General features: G+C 54.9%; 20 protein-coding genes. 13 read left to right on the top strand and 7 right to left on the bottom strand.

The features are described 5' to 3' along the window. Positions 1–148 precede the first annotated feature (148 nt). Positions 149–1,975 carry a BCCT family transporter gene (locus AC2FH9_RS06725; RefSeq protein ID WP_496697191.1) on the bottom strand — a complete coding sequence of 609 codons (1,827 nt, stop codon included), beginning with the start codon at positions 1,973–1,975 and terminating at the stop codon, positions 149–151. Positions 1,976–2,460: 485 nt separating this feature from the next. Beyond that, the gene (locus tag AC2FH9_RS06720) at positions 2,461–2,616 is read right to left on the bottom strand and encodes a hypothetical protein (protein ID WP_282021717.1); all 156 of its coding nucleotides are present in this window, start codon (positions 2,614–2,616) and stop codon (positions 2,461–2,463) included. A gap of 87 nt (positions 2,617–2,703) precedes the next feature. Here AC2FH9_RS06720 and AC2FH9_RS06715 point away from each other — a divergent pair, with 87 nt between their 5' ends. The 4 genes from AC2FH9_RS06715 (at position 2,704) to AC2FH9_RS06700 (ending at position 6,211) form a co-directional block, all read left to right on the top strand. Continuing rightward, positions 2,704–3,462, top strand: a complete 759-nt coding sequence (locus AC2FH9_RS06715) for an IclR family transcriptional regulator (RefSeq protein WP_282021716.1) — start codon at positions 2,704–2,706, stop codon at positions 3,460–3,462. Positions 3,463–3,543: 81 nt separating this feature from the next. Further along, positions 3,544–4,944: a selenium-binding protein SBP56-related protein gene (locus tag AC2FH9_RS06710; protein ID WP_496871130.1), complete on the top strand. Its 1,401-nt coding sequence runs from the start codon at positions 3,544–3,546 to the stop codon at positions 4,942–4,944. Between the two features lie 21 nt (positions 4,945–4,965). Next, positions 4,966–5,616: a hypothetical protein gene (locus AC2FH9_RS06705; RefSeq protein ID WP_496702083.1), complete on the top strand. Its 651-nt coding sequence runs from the start codon at positions 4,966–4,968 to the stop codon at positions 5,614–5,616. A gap of 286 nt (positions 5,617–5,902) precedes the next feature. Continuing rightward, positions 5,903–6,211, top strand: a complete 309-nt coding sequence (locus tag AC2FH9_RS06700; RefSeq protein ID WP_496871129.1) for a DDE-type integrase/transposase/recombinase — start codon at positions 5,903–5,905, stop codon at positions 6,209–6,211. On the opposite strand, the gene AC2FH9_RS06695 is transcribed toward AC2FH9_RS06700, so the two are convergent. From AC2FH9_RS06695 to AC2FH9_RS06685, 3 genes are all read right to left on the bottom strand, one after another. After that, positions 6,122–7,009 carry a LysR family transcriptional regulator gene (locus AC2FH9_RS06695; protein WP_496871128.1) on the bottom strand — a complete coding sequence of 296 codons (888 nt, stop codon included), beginning with the start codon at positions 7,007–7,009 and terminating at the stop codon, positions 6,122–6,124. The two genes, AC2FH9_RS06700 and AC2FH9_RS06695, sit on opposite strands and share 90 nt — an antisense overlap. Before the next feature lie 462 nt (positions 7,010–7,471). Continuing rightward, a complete protein-coding gene (locus AC2FH9_RS06690; protein ID WP_496749727.1) occupies positions 7,472–8,539 on the bottom strand; it encodes a ParB/RepB/Spo0J family partition protein in 1,068 nt (355 codons plus the stop codon). Then, a complete protein-coding gene (locus AC2FH9_RS06685; protein WP_496871127.1) occupies positions 8,532–9,917 on the bottom strand; it encodes an AAA family ATPase in 1,386 nt (461 codons plus the stop codon). Before AC2FH9_RS06685 ends, AC2FH9_RS06690 begins: the two co-directional genes overlap by 8 nt. 581 nt (positions 9,918–10,498) lie before the next feature. Between AC2FH9_RS06685 and AC2FH9_RS06680 the strand changes: the two genes are divergently transcribed. Next, the gene (locus tag AC2FH9_RS06680) at positions 10,499–11,758 is read left to right on the top strand and encodes a replication initiation protein (protein ID WP_496749725.1); all 1,260 of its coding nucleotides are present in this window, start codon (positions 10,499–10,501) and stop codon (positions 11,756–11,758) included. 38 nt (positions 11,759–11,796) lie between these two features. On the opposite strand, the gene AC2FH9_RS06675 is transcribed toward AC2FH9_RS06680, so the two are convergent. After that, entirely contained in the window at positions 11,797–14,103 is a 2,307-nt protein-coding gene (locus tag AC2FH9_RS06675; RefSeq protein WP_496871126.1) for a Tex family protein, read from the bottom strand. A 64-nt stretch (positions 14,104–14,167) separates the two neighbouring features. Beyond that, a complete protein-coding gene (locus tag AC2FH9_RS06670; protein ID WP_496871125.1) occupies positions 14,168–15,190 on the bottom strand; it encodes an Ldh family oxidoreductase in 1,023 nt (340 codons plus the stop codon). Between the two features lie 157 nt (positions 15,191–15,347). Between AC2FH9_RS06670 and AC2FH9_RS06665 the strand changes: the two genes are divergently transcribed. From AC2FH9_RS06665 to AC2FH9_RS06630, 8 genes are all read left to right on the top strand, one after another. Beyond that, positions 15,348–16,193, top strand: coding sequence for a helix-turn-helix transcriptional regulator (locus AC2FH9_RS06665; protein ID WP_496788944.1), 846 nt, complete (start codon positions 15,348–15,350; stop codon positions 16,191–16,193). Positions 16,194–16,403: 210 nt separating this feature from the next. Further along, positions 16,404–17,030, top strand: a complete 627-nt coding sequence (locus AC2FH9_RS06660; protein WP_142640307.1) for a hypothetical protein — start codon at positions 16,404–16,406, stop codon at positions 17,028–17,030. A gap of 73 nt (positions 17,031–17,103) precedes the next feature. Further along, the gene (locus AC2FH9_RS06655) at positions 17,104–17,703 is read left to right on the top strand and encodes a hypothetical protein (RefSeq protein ID WP_496871124.1); all 600 of its coding nucleotides are present in this window, start codon (positions 17,104–17,106) and stop codon (positions 17,701–17,703) included. Positions 17,704–17,726: 23 nt separating this feature from the next. After that, positions 17,727–18,320 carry a hypothetical protein gene (locus tag AC2FH9_RS06650; protein ID WP_496787385.1) on the top strand — a complete coding sequence of 198 codons (594 nt, stop codon included), beginning with the start codon at positions 17,727–17,729 and terminating at the stop codon, positions 18,318–18,320. 36 nt (positions 18,321–18,356) lie between these two features. Then, the gene (locus AC2FH9_RS06645) at positions 18,357–19,664 is read left to right on the top strand and encodes a hypothetical protein (RefSeq protein ID WP_496787383.1); all 1,308 of its coding nucleotides are present in this window, start codon (positions 18,357–18,359) and stop codon (positions 19,662–19,664) included. 41 nt (positions 19,665–19,705) lie between these two features. Beyond that, positions 19,706–20,386 carry a hypothetical protein gene (locus tag AC2FH9_RS06640; protein ID WP_496702476.1) on the top strand — a complete coding sequence of 227 codons (681 nt, stop codon included), beginning with the start codon at positions 19,706–19,708 and terminating at the stop codon, positions 20,384–20,386. Positions 20,387–20,391: 5 nt separating this feature from the next. Then, positions 20,392–23,688, top strand: coding sequence for a hypothetical protein (locus AC2FH9_RS06635; protein ID WP_496749714.1), 3,297 nt, complete (start codon positions 20,392–20,394; stop codon positions 23,686–23,688). Beyond that, the gene (locus tag AC2FH9_RS06630) at positions 23,685–24,323 is read left to right on the top strand and encodes a tail fiber protein (RefSeq protein WP_496702403.1); all 639 of its coding nucleotides are present in this window, start codon (positions 23,685–23,687) and stop codon (positions 24,321–24,323) included. The genes AC2FH9_RS06635 and AC2FH9_RS06630 overlap by 4 nt, the downstream gene beginning before the upstream one ends. Position 24,324 lies beyond the last annotated feature (1 nt).

Raw genomic sequence — 24,324 nt, 5'->3', positions numbered from 1 at the left:
GCGCGCAGTAGCATTTGTGCTGCTTCTGCAAACATGCTGCCTGTCTGACGTCTGGCACGAAACACTGGTCAGAACTTAATCCACCGCTGCACGAAAACGCCGCCCCCGATCAAAGGGGCGGCGCAAGGTTCGTAACGCTATAGGTTGATTACTCGGCAGCCTGTGTGCTTGCGTCAGCATGCTTGTCACGCTGTCCGTCGCGGTAAAGCGCTTTGGTCAGCGAGACCATCATCAGGGCCATCACCATGGTAAATGGCAATGCACCGATGATCATCGCGTTGCGCAACGCATCCATCGGGTTGTTTTCCCCTGCAGCAAGGATCAGCGCGCCGATCACAGCCGTCAGGATCACCCCCCAGATGATGCGGTGCTTGATGCCGGTCTCCTGGCTGCCGCCGGACATGATGGTGTTCATCACCAGAATGCCCGAGTCAGCTGAGGTCACCAGGAAGGTCATGATCAGGATCACGCACATGACGTTCAGCATGGACAGCAGCCCTCCGTCGATCATGTAGGACAGGGTCACGAACAGCTTGTTAGTGTTCGAGGCACCAATGATCGCGCCTTCTGCGGCACCGGCCAGTTCCAGATCAATCGCGGTGCCACCCAGTACAGTCATCCAGGCGAAGCACACCAGCGCCGGTGCGAAGACACAGCCCAGAATGAACTCACGTACCGAACGACCTTTGGAGATGCGCGCAAGGAACAGACCCACGAACGGCGAGAACGCGATCCACCAGGCCCAGTAGAACGTGGTCCAACCAGCCTGCCAGCCGAATTGACGACCCTGTTCACCAGCGGCATATGCCGCGGCCAGCGTGGCCTCGTCCAGCTCAGCTGCTGCACCTTCGAGACCGCTCTTGAACCCATCGAAGCTGCCCCAGGCATTGGTTGCGCCACCCATCAGGGCATCCGCATGTGCCTGCGCTTCGGCGGGCAGAGCCGCCGCAAAGGCCTCGGCTGATAGCGGACCATAGGCCCCAAAGCTCAGCGAGAGGAAGTTCAGAAGGTAGTCAACCAGTGCTGTACCATAGGTGGTCATGGCAAAGACGAACGACCCGAAGATCACAAACGTGCCCAGCAGGATGATCGACAGGACAAGGTTCAGGTTCGACAGGTATTTAACACCCCGGCCAACACCTGAGACAGCCGAAATGATGGACAAGCCCATGATAACGACCAGGCCTGCAATCAGACCAACTTTGCTTGGCGTCGGAACATCTCCGCCAAAGTCCATGATCCATTCCATGCCGGTGATGGCATAGAGACCGTCGATGAACTGGCTGACGCCAAAACCGATAGTCACGGACACACCCAGGATCGTTGCAACAACGCCCAGAACGTCGACCACATGGCCAAGGAAACCGTTCATCAAACGACCGAACAGCGGTGTCAGAGCCGCGCGAATGGTCAGAGGCATGTCACGGGTATAGGCGTAATAGGCCAGCGACAGGCCGGTCACCACATAGATTGCCCAGGCGTGGAAGCCATAGTGCAGGAACGTGTACCGATAGGCCGACTGAACGGATTCGGGATCGTTGCCAGCAACTGCACCGGAGACGACCTCGGGGTTTGATCCCCACAGGCCCAGCGGTTCAGCGGTCGCAAAGACCATCAGGCCGACACCCAGACCGGCGCCAAACATCATCGAGAACCACGAGAAGTTCGAGAACTCGGGCTTTTCGCCAGGTGTTCCCATGACCCGCTTCCCTGTCGACGGCAGGATCGCCACAATCACCAGGAAGATGGCAAACAGGCCAACAATGACAACGTAGAAGCTGTTGAAAATTTCCAACAGCTTGCCATTCCAGCTACCGAGGGTGCTGTTGGCATTGGCCGGGAAGACAAGCGCCCACAGTACAAGGGCAACCATGATGCCCTTGCTGATCAGCGCGATCGGTACGCTGTAATTCTCATAGAAACCGGCATCCGCCGTTTCTATCTCTAGATCCGTAAATGGTTCAGGTAATGACATAAGGTTCCTCCCAGTTGTCACTTTTTCATTATTTTTCCGCACAGGTTAGTTGGCTTTGTACCATGAACCCGACGGGCCTTTGGTTCGTACACACGTGCCGATCTTCTCATGCAGCGTGGCGGTTAGCGCTACGTCTCCGGTAGCGGCACATTCAAGGATTACCGACGGTTCACATCTGGCAGGCGAGCATTGCTCGCCGACTGAAACGACGCGATCAGGTTCAGAAGTGGTCACGTCTGGCTCCAAATTCGGCAATTCCGATTCAGAGCAGAATGCAGCTAGAGGGTGATATCAGTCAAACTCAATTAGCTTTAATTAACTTCAGTAAAGATGAAGTCGGTAACTTTCCTTGCCAGAATTCAACAACCGCACGGATCTACTTAGGTGCATGCATTGGGTCGACACTGATGATCTGAACCGCGCCAACAGGTCGTAACCTTTGAATAGCGTTGGGCCTATCCCGCCCTATCCGACGCGAAACCGGTTCACTCAATTTCGGCCTCGGCCGGGTTGGTAACAGCTACAGTCCCCGTCGCATAGATCTCTATCAGGGCTTCGCCAGTCTGTGATCCATCTAGCTCCACCTCAATGATCTCAAGGAATTTTTCGGTCTCAATCGCAGCCACCGCCATTGTCCGCATATAGATTTCCCAAAGATTATACTTGCGTTTGGACGAAAGATTCCCATCATTCGATATACAGTCTCGTATTGTGAGAATTTAATTAATATGCACCTAGAACGTCTGATCCAGATACTTGAAATCATCGCAGTCGTCGGACGCCCTGTTTCGGTGGCAGAGGTTCAACGTGCAACCGATCTGCCCAAGCCCACATGTTACCGGCTCATTCAGTCACTTGTTGAACAAAATCTCCTCGACGAACCCTCTGATGACGGAAAATACATCATTGGAGAGCGGATGATCAGGATTGCCTTGCTCGGAAAGTCCGATGCCGATGTCCGGCGCTGTGCAGCCCCCCTCATGCGCCTCGCAGCGACAAATTTTAATGAAACGGTTTTTCTTGCGCGCTTTCGCGACAACAAAGTTGAAATCATCCACGTAGAAACACCCGATGATCCCGCTCGTGCCTTCATTCATCCGGGCTTGGGCGTACGTCCCATGCATGCCTGCTCGTGCTCGAAAGCCATTGCCGCCTTTGCGGAACCGGAATTTCGCGAAAGCATCATGTCAGGGAGCCTGAAGGCGTATACTGAACACACCAAGACGTCCGAAGATGAGCTACGTCGCGAATTCGAGATAATTAGCGAACGCGGCTTTGCCGATTGTGATCAGGAAATCGACATCGGAATTGCCAGCGTTGCGGCACCGGTATCGATCGGCAACATCGGAGCTACGTTCAGTATTGGTGCGGTTGGCCCCATTCGCCGGTTCCGCACCGAATACCGCATCGAGATCGGCGAGAAACTGAAAGGCTTGTCCAAGAAGGTCAGTGGCGCAATCCAGCTGTGCAACGTAACGGATACATAAGGAAACGAATAACTACCGGCCCTTTTGGCCAAAAGGATGACACTGAGAATAGGAAAAATTCAACAAACCGGAGGAAACCAAATGAACCTGAGACCAGATCCAACGTTTCACGCCTCGCCTAAGCTTGCAATGCAGGCACCGGTGGAAAACTACGCCTTCACTGTAATGCTCAGCCCGGACGGATCGCAATCTGATGGCATCGCGGTCATTGACCTCAAACCGGACTCCGACACCTATGGCCAGATCGTACATCAGGTCATTGTCCCCAACAAAGGCGACGAATTTCACCATTTCGGCTGGAACGCCTGTTCATCATCTCTGTCTCCTCTGACCGGACACGCCTTTCTGGAACGACGTTATCTGATCGTACCTGGAATCCGATCCTCACGTATTTACGTCATCGACGTGAAAGACCCGTTGAAGGCCAAGATCCACAAGACGATCGAACCCGAAGAACTATTTGCAAAAACCGGTTATTCGCGCCCGCACACCATCCACTGCGGTCCCGAAGGGATCTATGTTTCCTGCCTTGGAGGTGGCGGCGAAGACGGTACAGACGGACCTCCGGGCATCTTCATCATGGATTGCGAGACGTTCGAAATTATCGGGCAATACGAGATGGATCGCGGCAAGCAGGACAAGCACTATGATTTCTGGTGGAACCTGCCGCAGGACTACATGGTTAGTTCCGAATGGGGTTTGCCGCCGCAGTTTGAAAACGGCGTAGTGCCCGAGGACCTGTTGTCGAACAAGTATGGCCATTCGATCCACTTCTGGGACTTGCGCGCGCGCAAGAATATCCAGACGATGGATTTCGGCGACAATTACCAGATGGCACTGGAAATTCGCCCTGCGCATGACCCGACAAAATCTTATGGTTTCTGTGGTGTCGTGGTGGACACCACCAACCTGCAAGGCGCCATTTTCACATGGTGGCGCGGTGACGACGGCAAATGGCAGTCCAAGAAAACGATCACCATCAACCCGCGCCCCGAAAAGCCCGAGAACCTGCCGCCACTGTTGCAAGGGTTCGAGGCCGTGCCGCCGCTGGTCACCGATATCGACCTGAGCCTAGACGACAAATACCTCTATGTTGCGTGCTGGGGGCTGGGCGAGATGCATCAATACGATGTCAGCGACCCGATGAACCCGAAGCTGACCGGAAAAGTCGAGCAGGGCGGCATCGCCCGCGGTACCAAGCACTCCAACGGTAAGGATTTTGCCTATGGCCCGCAAATGGTTGAAATCAGCCGCGACGGCAAGCGCGTCTACTGGACCAACTCGCTTTACTCCACCTGGGACAACCAGTTCTATCCCGACGACGAAGGTGGACAAATGGTGATGGCCGATGTGGGCGAAAACGGGGGGCTGACGCTGAACAATGACTTTTATGTCGACTTCCCCAAAGGTCTGCGCAGTCACCAAATTCGCCTGGAAGGCGGTGACTGTTCGACCGACAGCTTCTGCTATCCGTCCGTCTAAGAAATGGGCGACATAACAACAATGACAGCCCTTTGGTGGGCTGTCATTTTTTCTGGACTCTACCACGGTATCAACCCCGGCATGGGTTGGCCGCTGGCCGTTTCGGCGGCGTTGATGGAGCGAAAGCACAGCGCCCTGCCAAAAGCGCTGGCAATGTTGGCCACGGGGCATTTCCTCGCGATGATTGGCATCTTGTTGCCATTCTCACTGATGATGTTCCTTGTTCAGTGGGAAGTTCAAATCCGCGTGGTCGCCGGGCTTTTGGTTATCGCCATGGGCCTCTATCTGCTGATCAACCGAAGACATCCGAAAATTCTGGCGCGCGTGCACCCTGCCCGGTTGGCGCTCTGGTCATTCCTCGCTGCGATGGCGCATGGGGCTGGTTTGATGCTGGTGCCGATTTTTCTGGGCATCTGTGCGATTGGAGCGAACGAAACCGGTCATGCCGCAGCACAAACACTTATGAGCAGCAACGTGACGACTGCGTTTCTTGTTGCAGCAGTACACACGTTGTCGATGACAATTGCTGGCGGCACCATCGCAGTTGTGATCTACCTTTGGCTGGGGCTCAGGTTCCTCTCAAAGACATGGTTCAATCTTGATGTCGTTTGGGCACTCAGCCTCATCGCCGTCGGGGCATTCGGACTCTATGCAGCACTTTTTGGCCATTGAAATCGGTTACCCGACCAAATGCCACCTGTTCACGAGCTGGCAGAAACCAGCAATCCCGGCAGTTAATCTTTCAACGCATCTAGTGGCACCTGAAGCACCGCGTTGCCGGTTTAGTCAGGTGGAATTTCTCCTGCAGGCTCTGCCGCAAACTTTTCAACTTGATTGCCTGGAATAACCCCGACCGGCATGATGCGTGAGTCAATCTGCAGATTGGGTGGTGAAATTCTCACCCTAGGTCAAGATTGAGACGCATAAACGTAAGCACTCTAGTGGAGTTTCATGGCGCATGGACGAATCCTATCTCAAAGTGCGCGGCCATTGGATGTATCGGTATCGTGCGGTTGATCGCGACGGGGAAACCCTTGATTTTATGCCGCCTGAAAGTCGCGATACCGCGGCCGTGAAGCAATTCTTCGCGGAGGCATTGGTCAACAAGGACATTCCGTTGCAGATCGTGGTCGACAAAACCGTCCCTCTCGCTGCAAAATCTGTTTTCATCCCAAGATCAAACATCTTCTTTAAACTGCTTACGCAACCAGTCCACAAAGATCTCGACCTCTGGTCGTACAGCTTTTTTGGAAACAGGTTGCATTAGGAAATGTGCATCCGGGTGTGGCAACGGTTTGCCGGCAAATCGAACGCCCGAGGCGAGCCCATTTTCGGTATTAACCAGTCGCGAGAACACTAGGGCATAGCCACCGCCACTCGCGACAAGTTGCAGCGCAGAAATGGTTGTGTCTACCAGGTATTGCGGGGCGTCTTGCGGCTTGGTGCAATCATATGCGCTCAAGTATCTTTCCCAATGGCCTTCATGGCCCAATATGTGAACAAATGGACCAGACAGCAGATTCTGCACTTGCTTTGCACTGTTCTTCCGGCCTTTGGCGCATATCGGGACGATCGTTTCATCAGAGAGTTTCTCGGAGAGTGCGTCGGTCCAGTTGCCACGACCCAAACGCAGCTCTACGTCGATCTCTTCTAAATTGGTGGTCTCGGTCCAGATATTTGTCACAAGGCGAAGATTTATCGTCGGGTGGTCTTTCTTGAACGACGGAAGACGGGGCGCAAGCCAAAGTGAAGCGGTCGATATCGGCGCCTTGATCGTAACTGTCTTCGTCGCCATCGACCCGAAAAGGTTTGCCGAGGCCATATCGATATCAGCAAGCGCCTGCCGGACAGTTGAGCAATAAGCCTGACCAAGCTCTGTGAGAGACAGGTGTCTTGCGCGCCTCACAAATAACTTGTGCTGCAACTGCTGTTCCAACGATCGGATGTGCAGGCTGACGGCAGCCTGCGTCAGCCCCAATTCGACGCTTGCACTGGTAAAATTCAGATGTCGGGCCGCGGCTTCAAAGCTACGCAGCCAGGTTAGACTTATCTGGTTCGACGGCATTTACCACCAAGAAAAATTTGCGATAGCTCGGTTTATTTATCATTTTTCTTTTATCAGCAAGTTCCCAAATAAGGTCTGGTTTTGTTCTTTCACTCGACCAGGAAATGCGGACATGACTGAAAACAAACATAAATCAGCAGGTAATTGGCCCATCAATCTACTTTAGGAACCGACAGTTCTATCTGCGGTTTCGCAGATGAAACCGGTGATCAGCCGTGACCAAAGCGGGTTCGAGAGCTGCTGTTCTTGGCGTTGCAATGTAACCGTTTAACTTAGCGACATCAGCATTTACCCAAATTCCTCTAGCGAGCACCTCCAAAGGATCTTGAATTCATAATGATCATTTTTTCCACATTTTGATCATTACCTTGACGGTAGTAGAATTCACCTCTGCTAACCAATCCAGTCAGCTCTTTGATTTGTTTGGCGACGAGACCGACCTATCCCGGTCTCGTCAAAGGACTAACCCAGATGGTTGCCAATCTGGTCGATCAGTTTTTGAGCCTCATCAACTGAAATTTCCCGCCCGCGTATCCTGAGGCGGAGTTCCCCAGATGTCACCTCCGCCTGAATTGTGCCGCCTGTGGGAATGATAACCGGTGTCAAGCGTTGCACCTGCTGCGGGCGCCCGCCGCGCGATTTAGCTTTTTTCGCGTCCGGCACGCCCTTGATCGCAGTTTCAAGCAGACCCCATTCGGATTTGGAATCCAACGGGCCGGCGCCAGCCAATGCCTGACGCAATCTGGTTTGTGCCCCGTCCCGCAATGCCGAAGCAAGCTTGAGCCCGGCCTTTTCTGATAACGACACGGGATGCTGCAGCAAATCCCCCAACGCTTCATGCACCATAGCAAAGCTACGGACCTTGGACCGTTTGGCTTTGGACGCTGCAGCAAAAAGCACATCGACAGCGGCCTCGGTTGAAGCAAAAACCCCCTGCCCTGCCGCCAGAACCGCGACGCGCCCGCGTTCATAAGGGCTGAGGTTCGAGCGCAGCTCATTCTCTTCCACCATCGAGACGTAAGCGCCCTGCCCCGTTCCAGCCTCACGGACAAATGCAGGAATCTCGGTGAACCGAGCATCACTTTGGGACAGCCGCTTGAAGGCCTCCAGACGCCGATAGCCCGAGATCAGACCAAAACTGTCACCGACCCGGCTCACCTCGATTGGCGTTCTCAAGCCGTGAACGCGCAACGATTCCAACAGTTCCGCCATGGCTTCTTCGTCTTCAACCATCCGGTCACGGCGGATAAAATCCGGATCAATCTGATCCACCGATATTTTTTCCGCAATCAAACCGGCGGTTTGTGCATCGCGCCATCGAGCTGCATCACCTTGGTCCTGGGCCAAAGCGACCCTGTCTGTCACGGACGCCATGCCACCCAAAGTGGCGGCCTCCGCCGCAACCTGAGCTATCGGAGGTGCGGACGAGCTTGCTTCAAACGGGCTGATCGACGGTTTCGCGGCGAAACCCGCTTCAAGCTGTTCGAGCTCTGTTGTATCCGGTGCGGTCAGTCTTCTGCGTTTAGCCATCTGCCTCTCCTCCCATCTGAGCGTCGCGCCACCAGCAACCGATCAGGACTTCTTTGAATTCTGCGTAAGTCCGGTCAAACGTCTCCCGACCCCGAACATATGTGTCCCGGTTAAAATCGCGGTAGTCGGCTTCGTAGATCCCATTCACCTGCTCACCCGCCTGCCCGACCAAAGCGGTATAGTCTTGCCGGTAGGCATTCATGAAATCCCCGAAATAGGCCTGAATTACATTTGCCATATCGGTCTGCTGACTTGCGTCAAACCGGGTGATGATTGCGCGGACAACATCCCATTCGAACTTGAGCTCGGGCAAGCCAGCTGCACGCTGTGCCGTGTTTTCACCATCCTCGATACTGGCGAAGGTCGTATAGAGCATGTCAAAGAACCGACCCGTTGAATCAAACTCCAAAAACGAAGCTCCAAGCGGAACCAGAAGGATATCTGCAGCAGCCAGTGCATTGATCGTAAGGTACCCAAGTGCAGGAGGCGTATCGAGAAAGACGATGTCATAATCGTTGAGGATCCCTTCATCCTCGAGGAAATTGGTCAGGCCATCCCACAAAGGCCAACTTCTCAGCCCCATCCTCCACACTGGGATCTGGAACTCGGCCCAGTAAAGGTTCAACTGCGCACCTATCAGATCAATATTTGGCCAATGGGTGTTCTGAATTACATCGCCAGGGATCGTTTTAAGCGCCTCTTGCAAGGTCTCATCCAATGGAATTTCAGGTTGACCTGCCGCATTGCGCACGCGGTTTTCCTCCTGCACCGCCCGAGCATAGTCCTTCGCGATCAAGGGGAACACAGTTTGCCATTCATCTGCGACGGACCCGCCAAGGATCGACGTCATGGATCCTTGGCTGTCGAGGTCGATTACCAGAACTTTGTACCCGTCCAAGGCGGCGGACATAGCCAGATGGGCCGCGGTCGAGGTTTTTCCAACGCCGCCTTTGAAATTTGCAACGGAAACAACCTTAGCCGGAAGCCCTTCAGGCCGGTAGGGAAGATACTCCTTCGTGCTGACGCCTTCAGCCGCAAAATGCTGGCGCAAGGTCAGGACCTCTTCCAAAGTGAACCATTTTGAACCGGCTTCTCCTTCGCCTTGAGGAAGATCAGGATGTGCTTTGAGGACACGGCGGAGATGCGCAGGTGCAACCGGAATTAGGTACTTAGTTATTTCCCAAATTGAAAACCTACGCAGCCGCTTTTCCCCATCAGGAGCATAACCTCGGCGAGCAAGATCCTCACGGCCTTTGGCGCAGAATGCCGCTGCTTTTGCGAATCGAGAGGTTCCTATAGGATCAGGTAACTTCCCGGCCGCTGTTGCGGGATCAAGATTCAGATATGGCGGTAGCGGAGGTTGGTTTGATTTGTTCACTGTCGTTGCCTCAGAAGATGTTCGCCTTAGCGGCGTATATTTAGGAATGTAGCGAACATTATCTTCTAAAGCTATCCTGCGATCGGAAGTTTTCCACAGTTTTTGCGCGCAAGGCTGGGTTTCGCCACGAAACTCTAGAAAAATGAGAGAGCACGCCAACAAAGAGTTTATTATTTATAGAGTCTTTAAGAGATTTAGATTAAGAATATGATAATTATAACAACAAGTTAGATCACCTTAGGGACCCATTTACAGTTCCTAGGGTATCCGATTCCGGGATCAAAGGTGCCCAGATACGGGACCAAGGGAACCATTCGACAGGAACAAGGGCACCGATTCGCAGGGACGTGGATCTTCGACGCTATTAGACACTTACAAAGCCGTTTCTAGTACGTTCGATCCTGTCTGAGTCGTTCTTATGACGGGCTCGCGATGATGGGTCTGGGGATAAGTTTCGGTATATCTGTTTAGGGTACCCGTATTCGGGATGAGCCAGATCCTGTATTTGGGCACCTAATAGAAGTTGATTGATAGGTACCTTTCATGGCAGAAATGCAAAAAAAGAGCAGTCAGGCAGAATCATGCCGGAAACACAAATAGACATGGATCACCTTTCCGGAGCCTTGCGAAGGGAAACGGTGAAAAAGAACGTCGCCGCGATTCACATCAGCGGTAAGTTGACATTGCTTCAGCGAAAGCTGTCGAATGTCCTGCTTCTCAATGCCTATGATGCGCTGACATCTGCACAGACTCATACCATCGATGCACGAACTCTGGCGATGATGGTCGGCTATAACTCGAACGATTTTGATACCTTGCGTGCAAGCCTGCGCGCCCTGGCCGAGACTGTCGCTGAATGGGACATGTTGGATGAGCAGGGGCGTCAGGAATGGGGTGTTTCCTCTCTGCTGAGTTTTGCCAAGCTCAAGAATGGTGTTTGTGAATATGCCTACTCACCGGCGCTGGCGCAGAAGCTGTATGATCCCAAAATCTATGCGCTGATCAACGTTCAGATTCAGCGCAACTTTAGTTCTGGGCACGGATTGGCACTGTATGAAAACTGCTATCGCTTTGTGCGCATCGGGTCGACAGGTTGGTGGGCCTTGGACGTTTTTCGAAAGCTCATGGGTGTAGATGGCAGCGACTATTATACCAGCTTTAAACATCTCAACGCTAAGATCATCAAGCCGGCGGTTGCCGAGGTGAACAAAAGCTCGGACATTCTGATCGAACCCGAGTTCCAAAAGAAAGGCCGGACGGTCACTGATATTCGCTTTCGGATTAAGGGAAACCCGCAAAAGGCGATGTTCGAAATTGATGACAGCGACGGTGCTCGGAATATGCAGGTGTACACGAAGCTACGTGATCAAGGGGTCTCGGACCGTTTGGCCCGACAGTGGATTTCCGAACATGGTGAAGACTACGTCGCGCAGAAACTTGATTACGTAAGGCAAAAGGGCGGAGTGAAATCCACATTGGGCTATCTGTCGGCCGCATTGCGCGATGACTATCAGCCACCTGAACCGGAACAGCCAGCGAAGCCCAGCCCCGAAGCACTGGTAGAAGCGCAGGCGAGGCAGGCCCAAGTGGCGGTTGAAGACAAAGCCTATGCCGAACGGGTAGCCGAGCGGGAGGAGCGGGCGCGGAAACTCTCGATCGTAGAAGAGCTGGTTTCGCGGCGAAACCCGACACAGAGGGACGCAGATAAAAGACTGTTTCTTGCCGGTCTAGACAACGACCTGGACCGCGAGCATTTCCGAGCGCATGCGTGGCGCTCGGGGCTGAATGCAACCGCAATCTTCGAATTCTGGCAAGAGCTAGAGCCAGACGCTTTCGACTGATCGCGGTAAGGGCAGGGGGGTGCACACGCTTTAGCAGATTATTGTTTTTTGAACGCAGATTTCAGTGCATCTGCAAGTGCCCCCTGCTGCGCATTATTGCCGTTTTTTGCGCGTTGTGATTCCTTTTGTTTTGTATGGCTTTGCCGCGTTTGGTCGCTGCTTTGAACGCGCTTTTGCCGGGTTTCAATGCCACCATCCTTGCGCATCGTCAGACCGATGCGTTTTCGCGGCGCATCCACCTCGACGACCCGTACCTTAACTACCTGGCCGGTTTTGACGACATCATGGGGATCTTTGACAAACCGATCTGCCAGTTGACTGATATGCACCAACCCGTCCTGATGAACACCGATATCAACAAAAGCGCCGAATGCCGCGACATTGGTAACTGTGCCCTCCAGGGTCATTCCAGGTTTCAAATCGCTGATCTCTTCCACGCCATCAGTGAACGAAGCAGTTTTGAAATGTGGCCGGGGATCACGACCGGGTTTTTCAAGCTCGGAGAATATGTCCTGAACCGTGGGCAGGCCAAAACTGTCGTTAACAAACTGTTCGGCGCGCAGGCCTTTCAGGGCACCTTCATTCCCCAGGATTTGCCGAATATCCCGCCCACATGTTGCGACAACGCGTCGGGCCACGGAATAAGCCTCGGGGTGCACGGAAGACGCATCAAGGGGCTCGGCCCCATCGCGTATTCTCAAAAAACCTGCGCATTGTTCGAACGCGCGGGGACCAAGGCGCGCCACCTTCAGCAACTCTGCACGAGATTGAAAGGCACCATTCATGTCGCGGTGCAACACGATGGATTCTGCCAGCCCCGGGCCCAGCCCGGACACATGCGACAGCAATGGGGCAGAAGCAGTATTCAGATCAACCCCGACAGCGTTCACAACGTCTTCAATGACAGATGCCAATGATTGCGAAAGCTTATATTGATCCACATCGTGCTGATATTGCCCGACCCCGATGGATTTGGGTTCGATCTTGACCAGTTCCGCCAAGGGGTCCTGTAAACGACGGGCGATTGAAACTGCGCCCCTAAGGGAAACATCCAGGTCCGGGAACTCTCGGGCGGCCAGTTCGGATGCGGAATAGACCGATGCTCCGGCTTCCGAGACCACGACTTTGGTGGGAGGAGTGACGGTTTTGGGCAAATCTAAGAGCGTGTCGCCGACCAGCTTTTCGGTTTCGCGGCTGGCTGTTCCGTTGCCGATTGCAACAAGCTCAATGCCGTGCTGGGCGATCAGGCGCAGGATTGTGGCCTGCGCGCCTCGAAGGTCATTCTTGGGTTGGAACGGGTAAATTGTTTCAGTTGCAACCACTTTGCCAGTTGCATCGACAACCGCTGCTTTGACACCTGTTCGTATTCCAGGGTCCAGCCCCAAGGTTGGGCGGGCGCCAGCTGGCGCAGAGAAAAGTAAGTCTTTAAGATTGCGAGAGAAAACAGAAATTGCCTCGTCCTGGGCACGGCTGCGGAGGTCGGCCATCAGGTCAACCATCATCGTCAGCGAGAGCTTTACTCTCCAGGTCCAACCGGCCACCTTGCGTAACCAAGTATCGGCAGTTGAATCCGTGCGGGTTAGCAGATGTGATGCGACGATCGCTTCCGCCCGAGCAGCGCCGGTCTCGGGGTCCGGCGCGATGTCCAATGTCACGATGCCCTCTTTTGACGCGCGAAGCATCGCCAAAGCCCGATGAGACGGCGTTTTGGCCCACAGCTCGGAATGGTCGAAATAGTCACTGAATTTCGCGCCATCCTGTTGTTTGCCATCAATCACCTTCGAGGTCAGCAGCGCCTCGCGCTGCATGAAGCTGCGCAGTTCGCCTAACAGGGTGGCGTTTTCGGTTAGTCGTTCGGTGACAATGTCGCGGGCACCGTTCAGGGCATCCTTGCTGGTCGGAACAGCCTCGGACAGGTAGGATTGGGCAAGGGTATCGGGATCGACAGACCGGTCTGCAAGAATTGCGTCAGCCAGAGGTTCCAACCCGTTCTCGCGTGCGATCATTGCCTTGGTGCGCCGCTTGGGTTTGTAGGGCAGGTAGATGTCTTCCAGCTGTGCTTTGGTGTCAGCCAGCGTAATGGATTTTGCAAGATCGTCTGTCAGCTTGCCCTGATCCTTGATCGAATTCAGGATGGTTGCGCGACGGGCGTCCAATTCGCGCAGATAGGTCAGGCGTTCTGACAGGGTGCGCAGTTGGGTGTCGTCCAAACCGCCTGTCGCTTCTTTGCGGTAGCGCGCAACAAAGGGCACAGTCGCGCCTTCGTCCAGCAATTTTACTGCGGCCCCTACCTGATCGGGTCGGGCGTTGATCTCGGTGGCGATGGTGCGGGCGATGCGGTCCAATGGGGCCTCCTGACAGTCGTTCGGAGAGACTTCTTAGCCAGCTGCTTTGCTGAGGGGAAGGGGCCTAAATCTGTTGGGCCAACTCTTGCAGATCGTCATAGAGGGTTTTGGCAATCTCTACATATCCGCGTTCCGTGTTATGGGCCCGGGCGGCAAACCGGCGTTGGGATGGCAAGCGCGCGCCCTGATCGGTGATGTCAGCGAACAGGCCTTCTGCCCTTGCATCGTTCGGGTCTATGCGGCCACCGCTGAAATGCCCCGGATCGAAGGCCAGAAGGATTTCACCATGATAGGGGGCGCCGCCTGAGTTGCCGGCAAACTCCATGCTTTCCAGGCTGGTCAGGTCGTCGATCAGCGGACCGGCCAAGAGTTCGATCATAATGGACAGCGCCGAACCCTTGTAGCTGCCGAAGGTCAGCATCGCACCCTCCATCGCAGCCTGCGGATCGTTGGTTGGGTTGCCGTCCTTATCGATTGCTACGCCATCGGGCAGGGGCTTGCCTGCGCGGCGATAGAGTTCGATTTCGCCACGGGCAAAGGCGCTTGTTGCGAAGTCAAAGGTGAAGGGATCCTTGCCTCGTCGCGGCCAGCTGAAGGCCAGCGGGTTGGTGCCCAACGAACCGCGGGTGCCGCCGGCAGGGGCAACCCAGGAATGGCTTGGTACCATCGCCATCGCTGCAAGGCCGACAGCAGATAGCCGCTCCACTTCGGGCCAGAGGGCAGAGAAATGAAAACAGCGATTGATGGCCATGGCTGCAATACCATGGGTTCGGGTTTTCTCGATCAGAATTGGCAGTGCCTCATGAAATGCCAGCAGGGACATACCCCCGCGAGCATCGACCCGAACGATGGCGTTATCTGATTGGGTAATGGTTGGCGCGACATTTCCGTCAATCTTGCCTGCCTTCATGGTGTCATTGCACATGAACAGTCGGAACAGGCCGTGCGACTGGCAATCATCAATCTGACAGGTGACCAGCATATCCGCGATGGCCGCTGCATGGTCCGGCCCGTATCCGGATCCGGACAGGATGTTCAGGCTTAGGTTTCGTATTTCATCCAGTGTCAGCTTGACCGCTTCGCTCATCTGCCATGTCTCCCATTGCGTTGGCAGAAGAAGGCATAGCTTGGTCTGGCTGACAAGGAGAACCCTTGGCAATTTGCCATTCATTTATGGTTAATGCCGTATTGGATTGGTCTAATAATGCAATATGTGAATAAGTTAACAGAAGTTCCCAGACCTTTTGTACTCAATCGAAAGTTGTGGTGGCGGCACAGCGACTCAAGTTGATTTTTCAGATCAGCAGAGGTCGCACCCTGCGTGGCGCCCTACAAAATTTTCAGAAGTTTTTTGGATGGGGAATTTTATGCATAGTCCTTATGATCGTGACCGAGTGATCTGCTTGGAGTTTACACCGCGCCTTTTGTCCGAATTTCGCAGCATAGTTGAAAGGTCTATGGGATACCGCGTGTCGAACGATGCAGAAAGCACAGGCATTTCTTACCATGAAAAAGCAATCGTTGTACGTCAGTGCCTGAAGCGTTTTGTGCCGGCCAACGCCCCAAAACCTGCCGGGTCGCATAAGCGCCAGCATAGTTTTGCACTGATCAACCTGGGTTTGTCGACGGCGCGTGCCGAAGTATATTCGCAAGGATACAGCGACTATATTGCCTATCCATTTGTCACCAGCGAAATCCAGCACAGATTCAGTGCGGCGCGAGCATTGATGAAACAGGATGTCTCTGCCGAGTACTTTTCAAAAGATACGTTGGTCAATGCTGCTTGTAATTTCCTTTCTACCGAGCCCGAATTTGCAGGCGGCATTGACGCCTTGGCGCAAGTGGTCGGGTCAAACCGGAACACCTTGTCCAAGCGCTTCAAGGAAGAGTTCGGTGTTGGCCCCATGGCTTGGTTTCGGCGCTACAGGTTGAACTATGCAGCGGCCCTGGTTCTTGAGGGGCAGCACAGCATTCAGGACATCGCCTTCAAGGTTGGCTACGAGGATGCGAATAACTTTTCGACCGCGTTCAAACGGGAATTCGACGTCTCGCCGTCGGAGTATCGGCGCTATCGCAATTCGATGAATTAAGCATTACCCAAAACACGTCCTGGATGAGCATGCTCCTGCGCGCGCGAGGCTGGCCAAAGTGTGCACCGGTTACCGCGGGCAGGGGTCTAACAGTGCAAAGATCAAAGGAAATGATGATTCCTGCAAAGATCGAATTACAGAGTTCTCAGCTAGCATTGATTCACGATTTCGTCGTTCTCGACAAGAACCGCTAATGGAAGGAATCTGAAATTGGTTACCGAAAATATTCAACTCAGATTGGTCAATCACTCGGATGATGCCAATAATTCATCGATCGTTATTTTCCAGCAAAACGTGGCCGAAGATTTCGGCGAACTCGCTATCGCGTGGAAAGTCATCAAAAACCTGGGGCGTCTGGATTATCACCCCTTCAAATACCCGCTGAAGTTTCAGGTTTCGGCCTCGGACAGCTATGGGAACTATACGCCGCAGATGACGGCCTATGACGGTCAGGCCTACGAAATGGTCAAAGACACCAGCGGGGATATCTTGCGCCTGGCCAAGACCCCGGCAACGTCGCCGAATGAGGTCGAGCTGCGCAACAACCTGACCATGGGATCGATCAACGCGAATATCTATCGCGAAGGTAAACTTCTGGCCGCCAAGACCAACCTTGCGCCGGGGCAGAAGGGCGTCTTTCAGTTCCACCCGACCATCTATATCGGCGTGGTGTCGCAGATCGAAGAGGGCCAGGTCATGGACTCGGCGATCATCAGTCAGATCAACACCGAGATCAATCTGTTCGGCATCCAAAGCGCTGATATCGTGATGTCGGGCGGCGGGCCTGGCAAAAACTCTACCCCCTTCGATTTCCAGCTGGCAAACATCAATGCGTAAACGTGCCCTGCGGCGGATTACTCGCCGCAGGATGCACCCCGCTTGACGGAGCTATGGAAGAAGGAGGTGTGTCATGACCAAAACTGCCGACACAACAATCGCCCTAAAACGCAAATGGTCTGAGGGCGACGAAGACAGCGATCAGAAGGCTGCCGCTGATACCCCGACGCCGGTAAAGCCCGCGAATCCCAAAAAGCCGGATTCGAAACCCAAGGATGACGCGGACAAGAAAGACAGTTTGAAGCCCATCAAACAGGTTTGGCAATCTGGCGATTTCCATAAGACCGGGCGCAACAAGCCCCCCTATAACGGGCTTCAGATTTCGGTCCAGTACAAGGTGGACGATGCCGGGAAATTTGAGGACGTAACCGTCACCTTCACTGACTACACATATTCTAAGGACGGGGTTTCATCCAAAATTCAGGCTCTTGCGGTCAGTGATGGCTGGGTTGAAGTTCCCAAACCGGCCAAACCCAAGTCCAGCAGTGATACCAAGGCGTCAACGCCCAAGGGCGATAAGGGCAAAACAGATTTCACAGTGGTCGGCCACGTCAAAATCAGTGGCGAGCCGGATGGAAAGTTCTTGAGGTTGCGTCTGAAATCCGGCCTGGAGCCGGGGTTTCAACAGCTTGGTTTTATCATGAGGCTGTCGCCGCCGCCGTCGAGTTCCTAACACAGATTCGTCAGGGTGGCGCGATGACAACCCAACTCGTATTTGAGAACCGATCATTAAACCCCAATGTGCGCAGGGTTGGCCTGTTCTGGGACTGTTTGGATCACGACCAGCACATCAGGCCGTTAACCTGGCAGGTTGTTCTGCAATGCCCGTATCGCTGGTACCGAAGCTTTCAGATTGACCTGACCCTGTCGGTCAGGTTCGTCACCCGCGAGGGCAATATCTCGCCCGATGTTCTGGTGGATCGCAAAGTTGTCTGTGGCGAGGCAACGATCGAACCCCGGCGCAAAGGCGACGGGATTGACCTGACCATCACGGTTCCAAAAGGGCATCGGTTGCACAAGGTGCAGGTCGTGCGCTGTGGCTATCCCCTGACCGAAGCCCGCCTGCCTTTACAGGGAAAATGTGTCGTCAGGGCTCCGGACCGGCTGAACTTTGCGGCCGATATGACAACGCGGCAGGGTTTTCGGATCGACCGCCGGGAAATAGGTCCGGGTGTGGCCAGTTTTGATCTGCACCAGATCCAGGCAATGCGCGTCGCCATGTTCGGTGGCACGCCGGGTCCGAAATCCGATCCAATCAATTTTGTTGGTTACGACATTCAATATTCATGACGCCCCAAGCGGGCGAAACTTTGGAGGAGTGAATTGATGGCTTACAGACGTACATCCGGAATCCTGACCAACGGCGGTGCTGACCCCAAGCTTGAGGCGGACTATATTGTTGCCGCCGCCATCGTAGGTCATTCGATCGAACAGATCCGCGCCAATGTCGATGTGCAGTTTTCAATGGAACCTTCTGACGAGATGCCCAGGCCCGACAAATGGTCCCGCGAATGGGATCAGCTTCAGCAAGCCGCCCAGAAAATCGGACAGCTGGCCGCTTTGGAAATCGACATGCAGGGCCATTCGGTCAGGGCAGGGACGGCCGTCGATCATAAAACCGGCGCTGTGATCGTTGGGGTTTATGGTTTGGCCGGGCATGAGCCTCCGACCGAGGGCGATATCCGCCACCCCGAACACCACCTCAGTGACAAGGGGCAGGTGCTATATGATGAGATCAAGCAAAGGGATCGCGACCCCGCTTATCAGTATATCGGGCTGGGGGCCTATACCGGGTTTGTCGATAACGGAAATGTCGAAGGCGACACCGATCCGGTCGGTCCGATGCCAAGCGCGCGGTTCCATATCCCTGATCTGGATGCGGGCGATCATGACGACAATATTTTCGAGGGATGGTACCCTCGGTGGTTGCCGCCCGAGGATTCTGCCCTGTGGAACCCGCGCGTTCGTCGCGATACCCATGAACATGACTGCGTTGGTTGGGGCATCATTGGCGGCGATCTGGCGCAGGATGCTCCAAAGGAAGGGGAACCCGATCACGGGGCGACAAACCGGTCAGACCAGATCACCAATATCATGCGCTTTGATCAGGGTATGAATTTCGTCGATGAAAGCGGGGACGAAGGCGTTAAGGGCTATACCCACGGTATGATCCAGGCGATCTATAAGGCCTATCATCTGGGCCCGCATTGCACGCCTTATGAAATTACGGTTGGTGACTGTACCACCAAGCTGGCCTCGTGTTTTGGCTGTACGATGTTCATGACCGCCAATGGCTATCCGCCCACCTCGACCCATCTGGGGCGCGCCGAAAGCTGGGTGCCACTTTACGAGCCGTACAAGCCGTCGACCTCACCTAAAACCGAGCGGATCGTGATCAACGACCTGAACGCCAGCTTTGCTGCCTATTGCGACAAGGTTCTGCGTACTGGGATGCGCGCGCTGAGCGTCGACAATATCGCGGGTGCCTATGACCACTGCCCGGCTGCGCTGGAGCATGTTCTGGGCGGGCATTATTCTGCGGATAACCGGGTTGCGGTCTCTCTGTTTCTGGATGCCCTGACTGTTCATGACCGCGAGCTGAGCCGCGTCCGTCGCGTATTGGGTTTGGACTAAGTCACCAACAGCCCGAATTAACATATCGGAGGAGAAGACACATGGCCTTTCAGGTTTATGCACTCGTACATACCCGCTCTGGTCGGTTTCTGATGTTTCGTCGACCTATCTTGACCTTTTTCCAGCGCGGAAATGGGGGTCAAATTTTCCCCGAAGGTCAGAAATTACAGGGCGGCGGGCGCTATGCTCTGCCATATGCTCAGGTTGATCCTGAAATCGCGATTGAGCTTTGGGAGGATGATAATTTCATTGCCGAAGCCGGGCAGCAAATTCTGATTGATTGTTGCGGTGCGCTGATCGAGTTTCTTCCCCCAGAAGCGGCAGACAAGGGGCCTTTTTCAATCGAGGGTGAGCATGAGATATTGCTCGCCCCGGCGACCGAAGTCGTGACCCGTTTCGACGAAGATGGCACGCGATCCGCGGTTTATTTCGCCGAAGTGTCCGACGCGGATCTAGACCGCATTCGCGACTATATGGTTGAGGTGTTGGCCGAGGCTCGCGCGGCGATGTTGGCCGTGATTCAAGACAACCTGTATGAATACACCGAGATCGAGGCCTTCTTTCCGCATGCGCCTTTTGACAATATCCATACCGGTGTTGATGTCTGGCAACTCGACATCGAGCGTCTGGAAATCAGTGGCCTGAAATCCAGCAAGCTGACCAAGGGTTCACTGCAGGCGATCAGCGAGCTTGAGGTCGTGTTGGCGGTGGAAGACGCTTAACGGGCATGACCAGCCAGGACCCCAAACTCATTTGGATGGATGCGCCGTTCGAGGATCTGCGTAACCAGTTGGTGGCCAATTTCGAAACCCATCCGCATGGTGCCGATCCCCCGGAATTCGTGACCGTCCAGTTCTTTTTCACCAAGACACCGGGCAAGGCCGTGCGCGGCCCTGTTCTGAGGTACAAGGAAAGAACGCCGCTGAATGTGCTGTTCGAAACCGGTGAGCGGTTGACCGGTACCCTGACCTGGCAAAGCGGGTTGAGTACGCCGCTGTCTCAGCAGGTCCTTGGGGCTTTGGCTCTGCAAGAACCCGAGACCGGTCGTGTCTGGCGCTTTCAGGGTTTCATGTCTGAATTTGGCAAGCCAAGCCATATTCCATCGCCCGATTCCGGGGCAGGGGGCGGGGCCGATGATGGTGGGAACTCTGGCACCGGGCAAAACGGTTCAGGCGGACATGACGGGCATGACCCAGATCAGCCAAGCCACAATCACGCCGGAGATGGCAGTGATCCCTTCAGCGATGATCCAGATTCCGAAGGGCTGAGCCCGGTCACTCAGGGTGCTAACCTGCGCTGGGATGAGCTGTTCCCCTTCATCTATATGAAACATTGGCCGTCGATAGCGCCGGGCGCGCTGGATGCGGGTTTCATGGAAGTTCCGCAAAAGATCCTGGCGAACAGCGTGTTCCTGCAAAGCCTTGTTTCAAAATCCGGGGACAGGTCAGGGCAGGAGGCTTTGGCGGTTAGTTACGTGGATCCAAGCTCGAACACCGACAAGACACCAGGTGGGGATAGTTCGCCCCATCCGGCATCGGATGCGGGGCAATCCGGCAAGGCTCAGCCTGCGGCCGAACCGGGCAAACCCAAAGGGTTCATCTCCTCGATTGAAACGCTTGGCCCGCCATTCAGTTCATATCCTGAACTGTGGCCGGCTCTGCGAGAGCTGCCGGAATTTTCGCTGGCCCAGATCACAGATCTGATCAAGGCCCGTCTGGGCGGATGGGCCGCATTCAAGGTTCTGGCAAATGCACCGGATGCGCAAAAGGAACTGGCCCGCATCTGGGAGAGCATCGTTGCGCTGAACCTTTTGGCTGGCTGGCAAAAAGACGAACTTGCAGTTCTGATTCAGGTGTTGACTACCCATCACGTTCTGACCCGTGCGCTGGCTGCAACCGAAGGAGGGCAGGCCAGTTTGATGACCGATCCGGTCACCGGGCAACAGATCAAAGCTTGGATGCATGCGACGCTGGTTTTGCCTGGCTCCATATTCGAGCTGAAAAAGCCTGCGCCGGTTGCGGCAAAGGATACAGATCATCAGATCCCTTTGAAATTGACAAAGCCCGGCTGGGTGCGCGCCTATTCATACGGGCTTGCCCGTTCGATCCGGTATCAGCCGCTTGGGTATGAATTGGGCGACGTGCAGCGTATCGAAAATGTCCTGCGCGGTGAAATGCGCGAGACGCGAAACCGGAGGTTGCAGCGCCGCGAAAGCCATGAGGCACATTCCGATGTGACCACCAAAATTGCCCGGAGGGACGAGGATACCTCGGTTTCGGACCTGATCAATCAGGTGCAAAAGACGTTGGCCGACCATGTCTCGACCACGCATGTCAACTCTTACGACACCCAGTACGGAATGCCGACAGATGGCAATAAGATGAGTGTTACTGGGAATTGGTGGGTGCAAGAGCAGCCAGCCGGAGGCTTCGCGAAAAACGACCTGAAATTTGCTCGCGACATCGTCGAGAAAACGGTGCGAAACCTGTCACGCGAAATGCGCCATACGCGCGAGCTATCCGAAGTTGAAGAAACCGAATACTCGGATGTGACGCGCTTTGACAATCGGCGGAACGGCACGGATATCCGCGGCATTTATCGCTGGGTGAACAGAAGCTTTCGCTTGCGCACGAAAAGTCTGGGCGAGGTTTTGATTTTTGAGATCATGGTCCCCAGCCCGGGTGAGAATCTTGTCCGGCATATTCGCCGGTCCTGGCAGCTTGATCTGCGCCCACCGAAGTCTCCAGGTGAGTTTGGGATAAGCGGGTTTCAGGATTTGACCGACGAGGCTGGCAAGACAGACGATGGCAAGATCTTTTATCTCGATGCGTTTCAGGAATTTGGCGTGGAAGAGACCCGAATGGCCCCGCCATCCCAGCTTGTGGTCAGCCAAACGGTGCAAAGCCACACGCCAGTGGCCGAAGGCGCCCTGCTGATCCCCGGCGGCTTTGATCCGATCAGTGCAACAGCCTCGGTGATGAGTGTCGGAACCCCCGCAGAAACCCATGTCATCGTGGGGTCGGTCGCCCTGCAACCTCAGCAAGCGGGGGGCAAATCCGTCCCGCCCGGTTCAAACGGCCATGCGGACAAGTCACCGCAGCCACTGCGCCTGCCTGTCCGCCAAGCCTCGGGCGCGCAGGTGCTGAGCGCCCAGCTGGATAAAGGGTTCGGAACCGGAACCTCTCCGGCGGATGAAGGCCATCCGCTTGGTTTCACCATTCTGTGCAGCCTCAAGCAAACCGCAGCCACACAATCGTCCGAGCCCAACTCTCCGCCGGATATGCCGGTTCCCGATCCTGCACCAATGCATCTGCAATCCGAATTGACCGGTTTCTTTGCGGCAACTCTTGAAGTGACGTGCCAACGGTCGGCGCAGACTTATTCCGATTGGCAATTCGAAACCTATAGGCTGATCAAGGAAGCGTATGCGCGGCAGCTAGAGGGATATCGTCGCAAACTGGAACAACAGGTGGCTGCGATTGAGGCTCAGAACCCTGCGTTCCTGAACAAGGCGGTGACGACGGAAATCCTGTCCGCGGCCCAGGAGCAAATCTTGACCCTCAGCGGATCCGAGAAAGATGCCGTGGCCCCGGATTATGCCAAGCCGCGTATCCGGCACTATCTGCAACAAACGGTCGGGTGGTCCGACATCGCCACATTTATGGATATCGAGGACGAAGTCAGCGATCTGACAGGCGACCCCGCGGATCTTGCCCTGCGCGAGACCGTACCCGACCTGCGGTTCCGGGATTTTCTGCGCGCTGACCGTGTGCGCATTCTGGCGCCGGTCGACAGAAAGCACGCGCGCAGTTTCCTGTATTTCCTGCGCACCGGCCGGATCTGGCCGGATGCAGACCATCTTGCCCCTTGCTTGCCCGAAGACGCCGAAATTGTGGCCCGGATTAAATCGGAACATACACAAGACGATGAAGGCAATGCGCAATCCTGGTCGGTTCAGGTGCCCACGCATATGTGCATGCTGAGTGCGGATAGTGATCTGCCAGGTCAGGCGGATTCAGAATGAGACCGCCAGGCTTTCCGACCCCGCCCCGACCAAATGCTCCTGGCGGACCGCTTGAGCCGCAACAAGGCTGGGGTCCGTCTCCGGGCCGGGTATTGGGGATGCCGGTTGGCGCGGTGATCGCTTTTTCCGGGGAGCTTCTGGGACAATCCAAAAAGCTGGCGGGCGGGACCACTGATCTGCAACATTATGGCTGGAAGGTTTGCGACGGCTCACCTCTGTTGATTTCCGCTTATCCGGAGTTGTTTGCCGCCATCGGATATCTGTTTGGTAAAGGCAAGGACGGAGAGTTTCGACTGCCTGATTACCAGGGCTATTTTCTGCGCGGGGTCGACCCCGGCGGGAAAGTCGATAAGGATCAGGACCAGAGGTACCGAACCGACAAAAAGAACCAGAAATATGCCGGGGTAGGGTCGCTGCAACTGTCTGCGCTCCAGCAACATCAACATGTGCTGGAACAAAGCGACAGCACGGTTTCAAACGGAGTGTTAGGCCCGGAACCGGTTATAGCCCCCACACCCCAATCCAATTCGGGCAACGTCGTTAAAGGGTCGGCCCTGACCAGCGAGACCGAGACCCGCGCAATCAACATCTCGGTCTATTGGCTGATCAAATGTCGGTTGGATGCGGTGTTATGAC

It is taken from the genome of Ruegeria sp. CDSC081 (assembly GCF_059610485.1).
The sequence above is the reverse complement of the archived record's forward strand: the minus strand, read 5'-3'. Positions and strand labels throughout refer to the sequence as shown.

Excerpts from the sequence above, each read along its gene's own strand:
- AC2FH9_RS06725 (WP_496697191.1), bottom strand. The coding sequence starts at position 1,975 with ATGTCATTACCTGAACCATTTACGGATCTAGAGATAGAAACGGCGGAT.
- AC2FH9_RS06720 (WP_282021717.1), bottom strand. The coding sequence starts at position 2,616 with ATGCGGACAATGGCGGTGGCTGCGATTGAGACCGAAAAATTCCTTGAG.
- AC2FH9_RS06715 (WP_282021716.1), top strand. The coding sequence starts at position 2,704 with ATGCACCTAGAACGTCTGATCCAGATACTTGAAATCATCGCAGTCGTC.
- AC2FH9_RS06710 (WP_496871130.1), top strand. The coding sequence starts at position 3,544 with ATGAACCTGAGACCAGATCCAACGTTTCACGCCTCGCCTAAGCTTGCA.
- AC2FH9_RS06705 (WP_496702083.1), top strand. The coding sequence starts at position 4,966 with ATGACAGCCCTTTGGTGGGCTGTCATTTTTTCTGGACTCTACCACGGT.
- AC2FH9_RS06700 (WP_496871129.1), top strand. The coding sequence starts at position 5,903 with ATGGACGAATCCTATCTCAAAGTGCGCGGCCATTGGATGTATCGGTAT.
- AC2FH9_RS06695 (WP_496871128.1), bottom strand. The coding sequence starts at position 7,009 with ATGCCGTCGAACCAGATAAGTCTAACCTGGCTGCGTAGCTTTGAAGCC.
- AC2FH9_RS06690 (WP_496749727.1), bottom strand. The coding sequence starts at position 8,539 with ATGGCTAAACGCAGAAGACTGACCGCACCGGATACAACAGAGCTCGAA.
- AC2FH9_RS06680 (WP_496749725.1), top strand. The coding sequence starts at position 10,499 with ATGCCGGAAACACAAATAGACATGGATCACCTTTCCGGAGCCTTGCGA.
- AC2FH9_RS06670 (WP_496871125.1), bottom strand. The coding sequence starts at position 15,190 with ATGAGCGAAGCGGTCAAGCTGACACTGGATGAAATACGAAACCTAAGC.
- AC2FH9_RS06655 (WP_496871124.1), top strand. The coding sequence starts at position 17,104 with ATGACCAAAACTGCCGACACAACAATCGCCCTAAAACGCAAATGGTCT.
- AC2FH9_RS06650 (WP_496787385.1), top strand. The coding sequence starts at position 17,727 with ATGACAACCCAACTCGTATTTGAGAACCGATCATTAAACCCCAATGTG.
- AC2FH9_RS06645 (WP_496787383.1), top strand. The coding sequence starts at position 18,357 with ATGGCTTACAGACGTACATCCGGAATCCTGACCAACGGCGGTGCTGAC.
- AC2FH9_RS06640 (WP_496702476.1), top strand. The coding sequence starts at position 19,706 with ATGGCCTTTCAGGTTTATGCACTCGTACATACCCGCTCTGGTCGGTTT.
- AC2FH9_RS06635 (WP_496749714.1), top strand. The coding sequence starts at position 20,392 with ATGACCAGCCAGGACCCCAAACTCATTTGGATGGATGCGCCGTTCGAG.
- AC2FH9_RS06630 (WP_496702403.1), top strand. The coding sequence starts at position 23,685 with ATGAGACCGCCAGGCTTTCCGACCCCGCCCCGACCAAATGCTCCTGGC.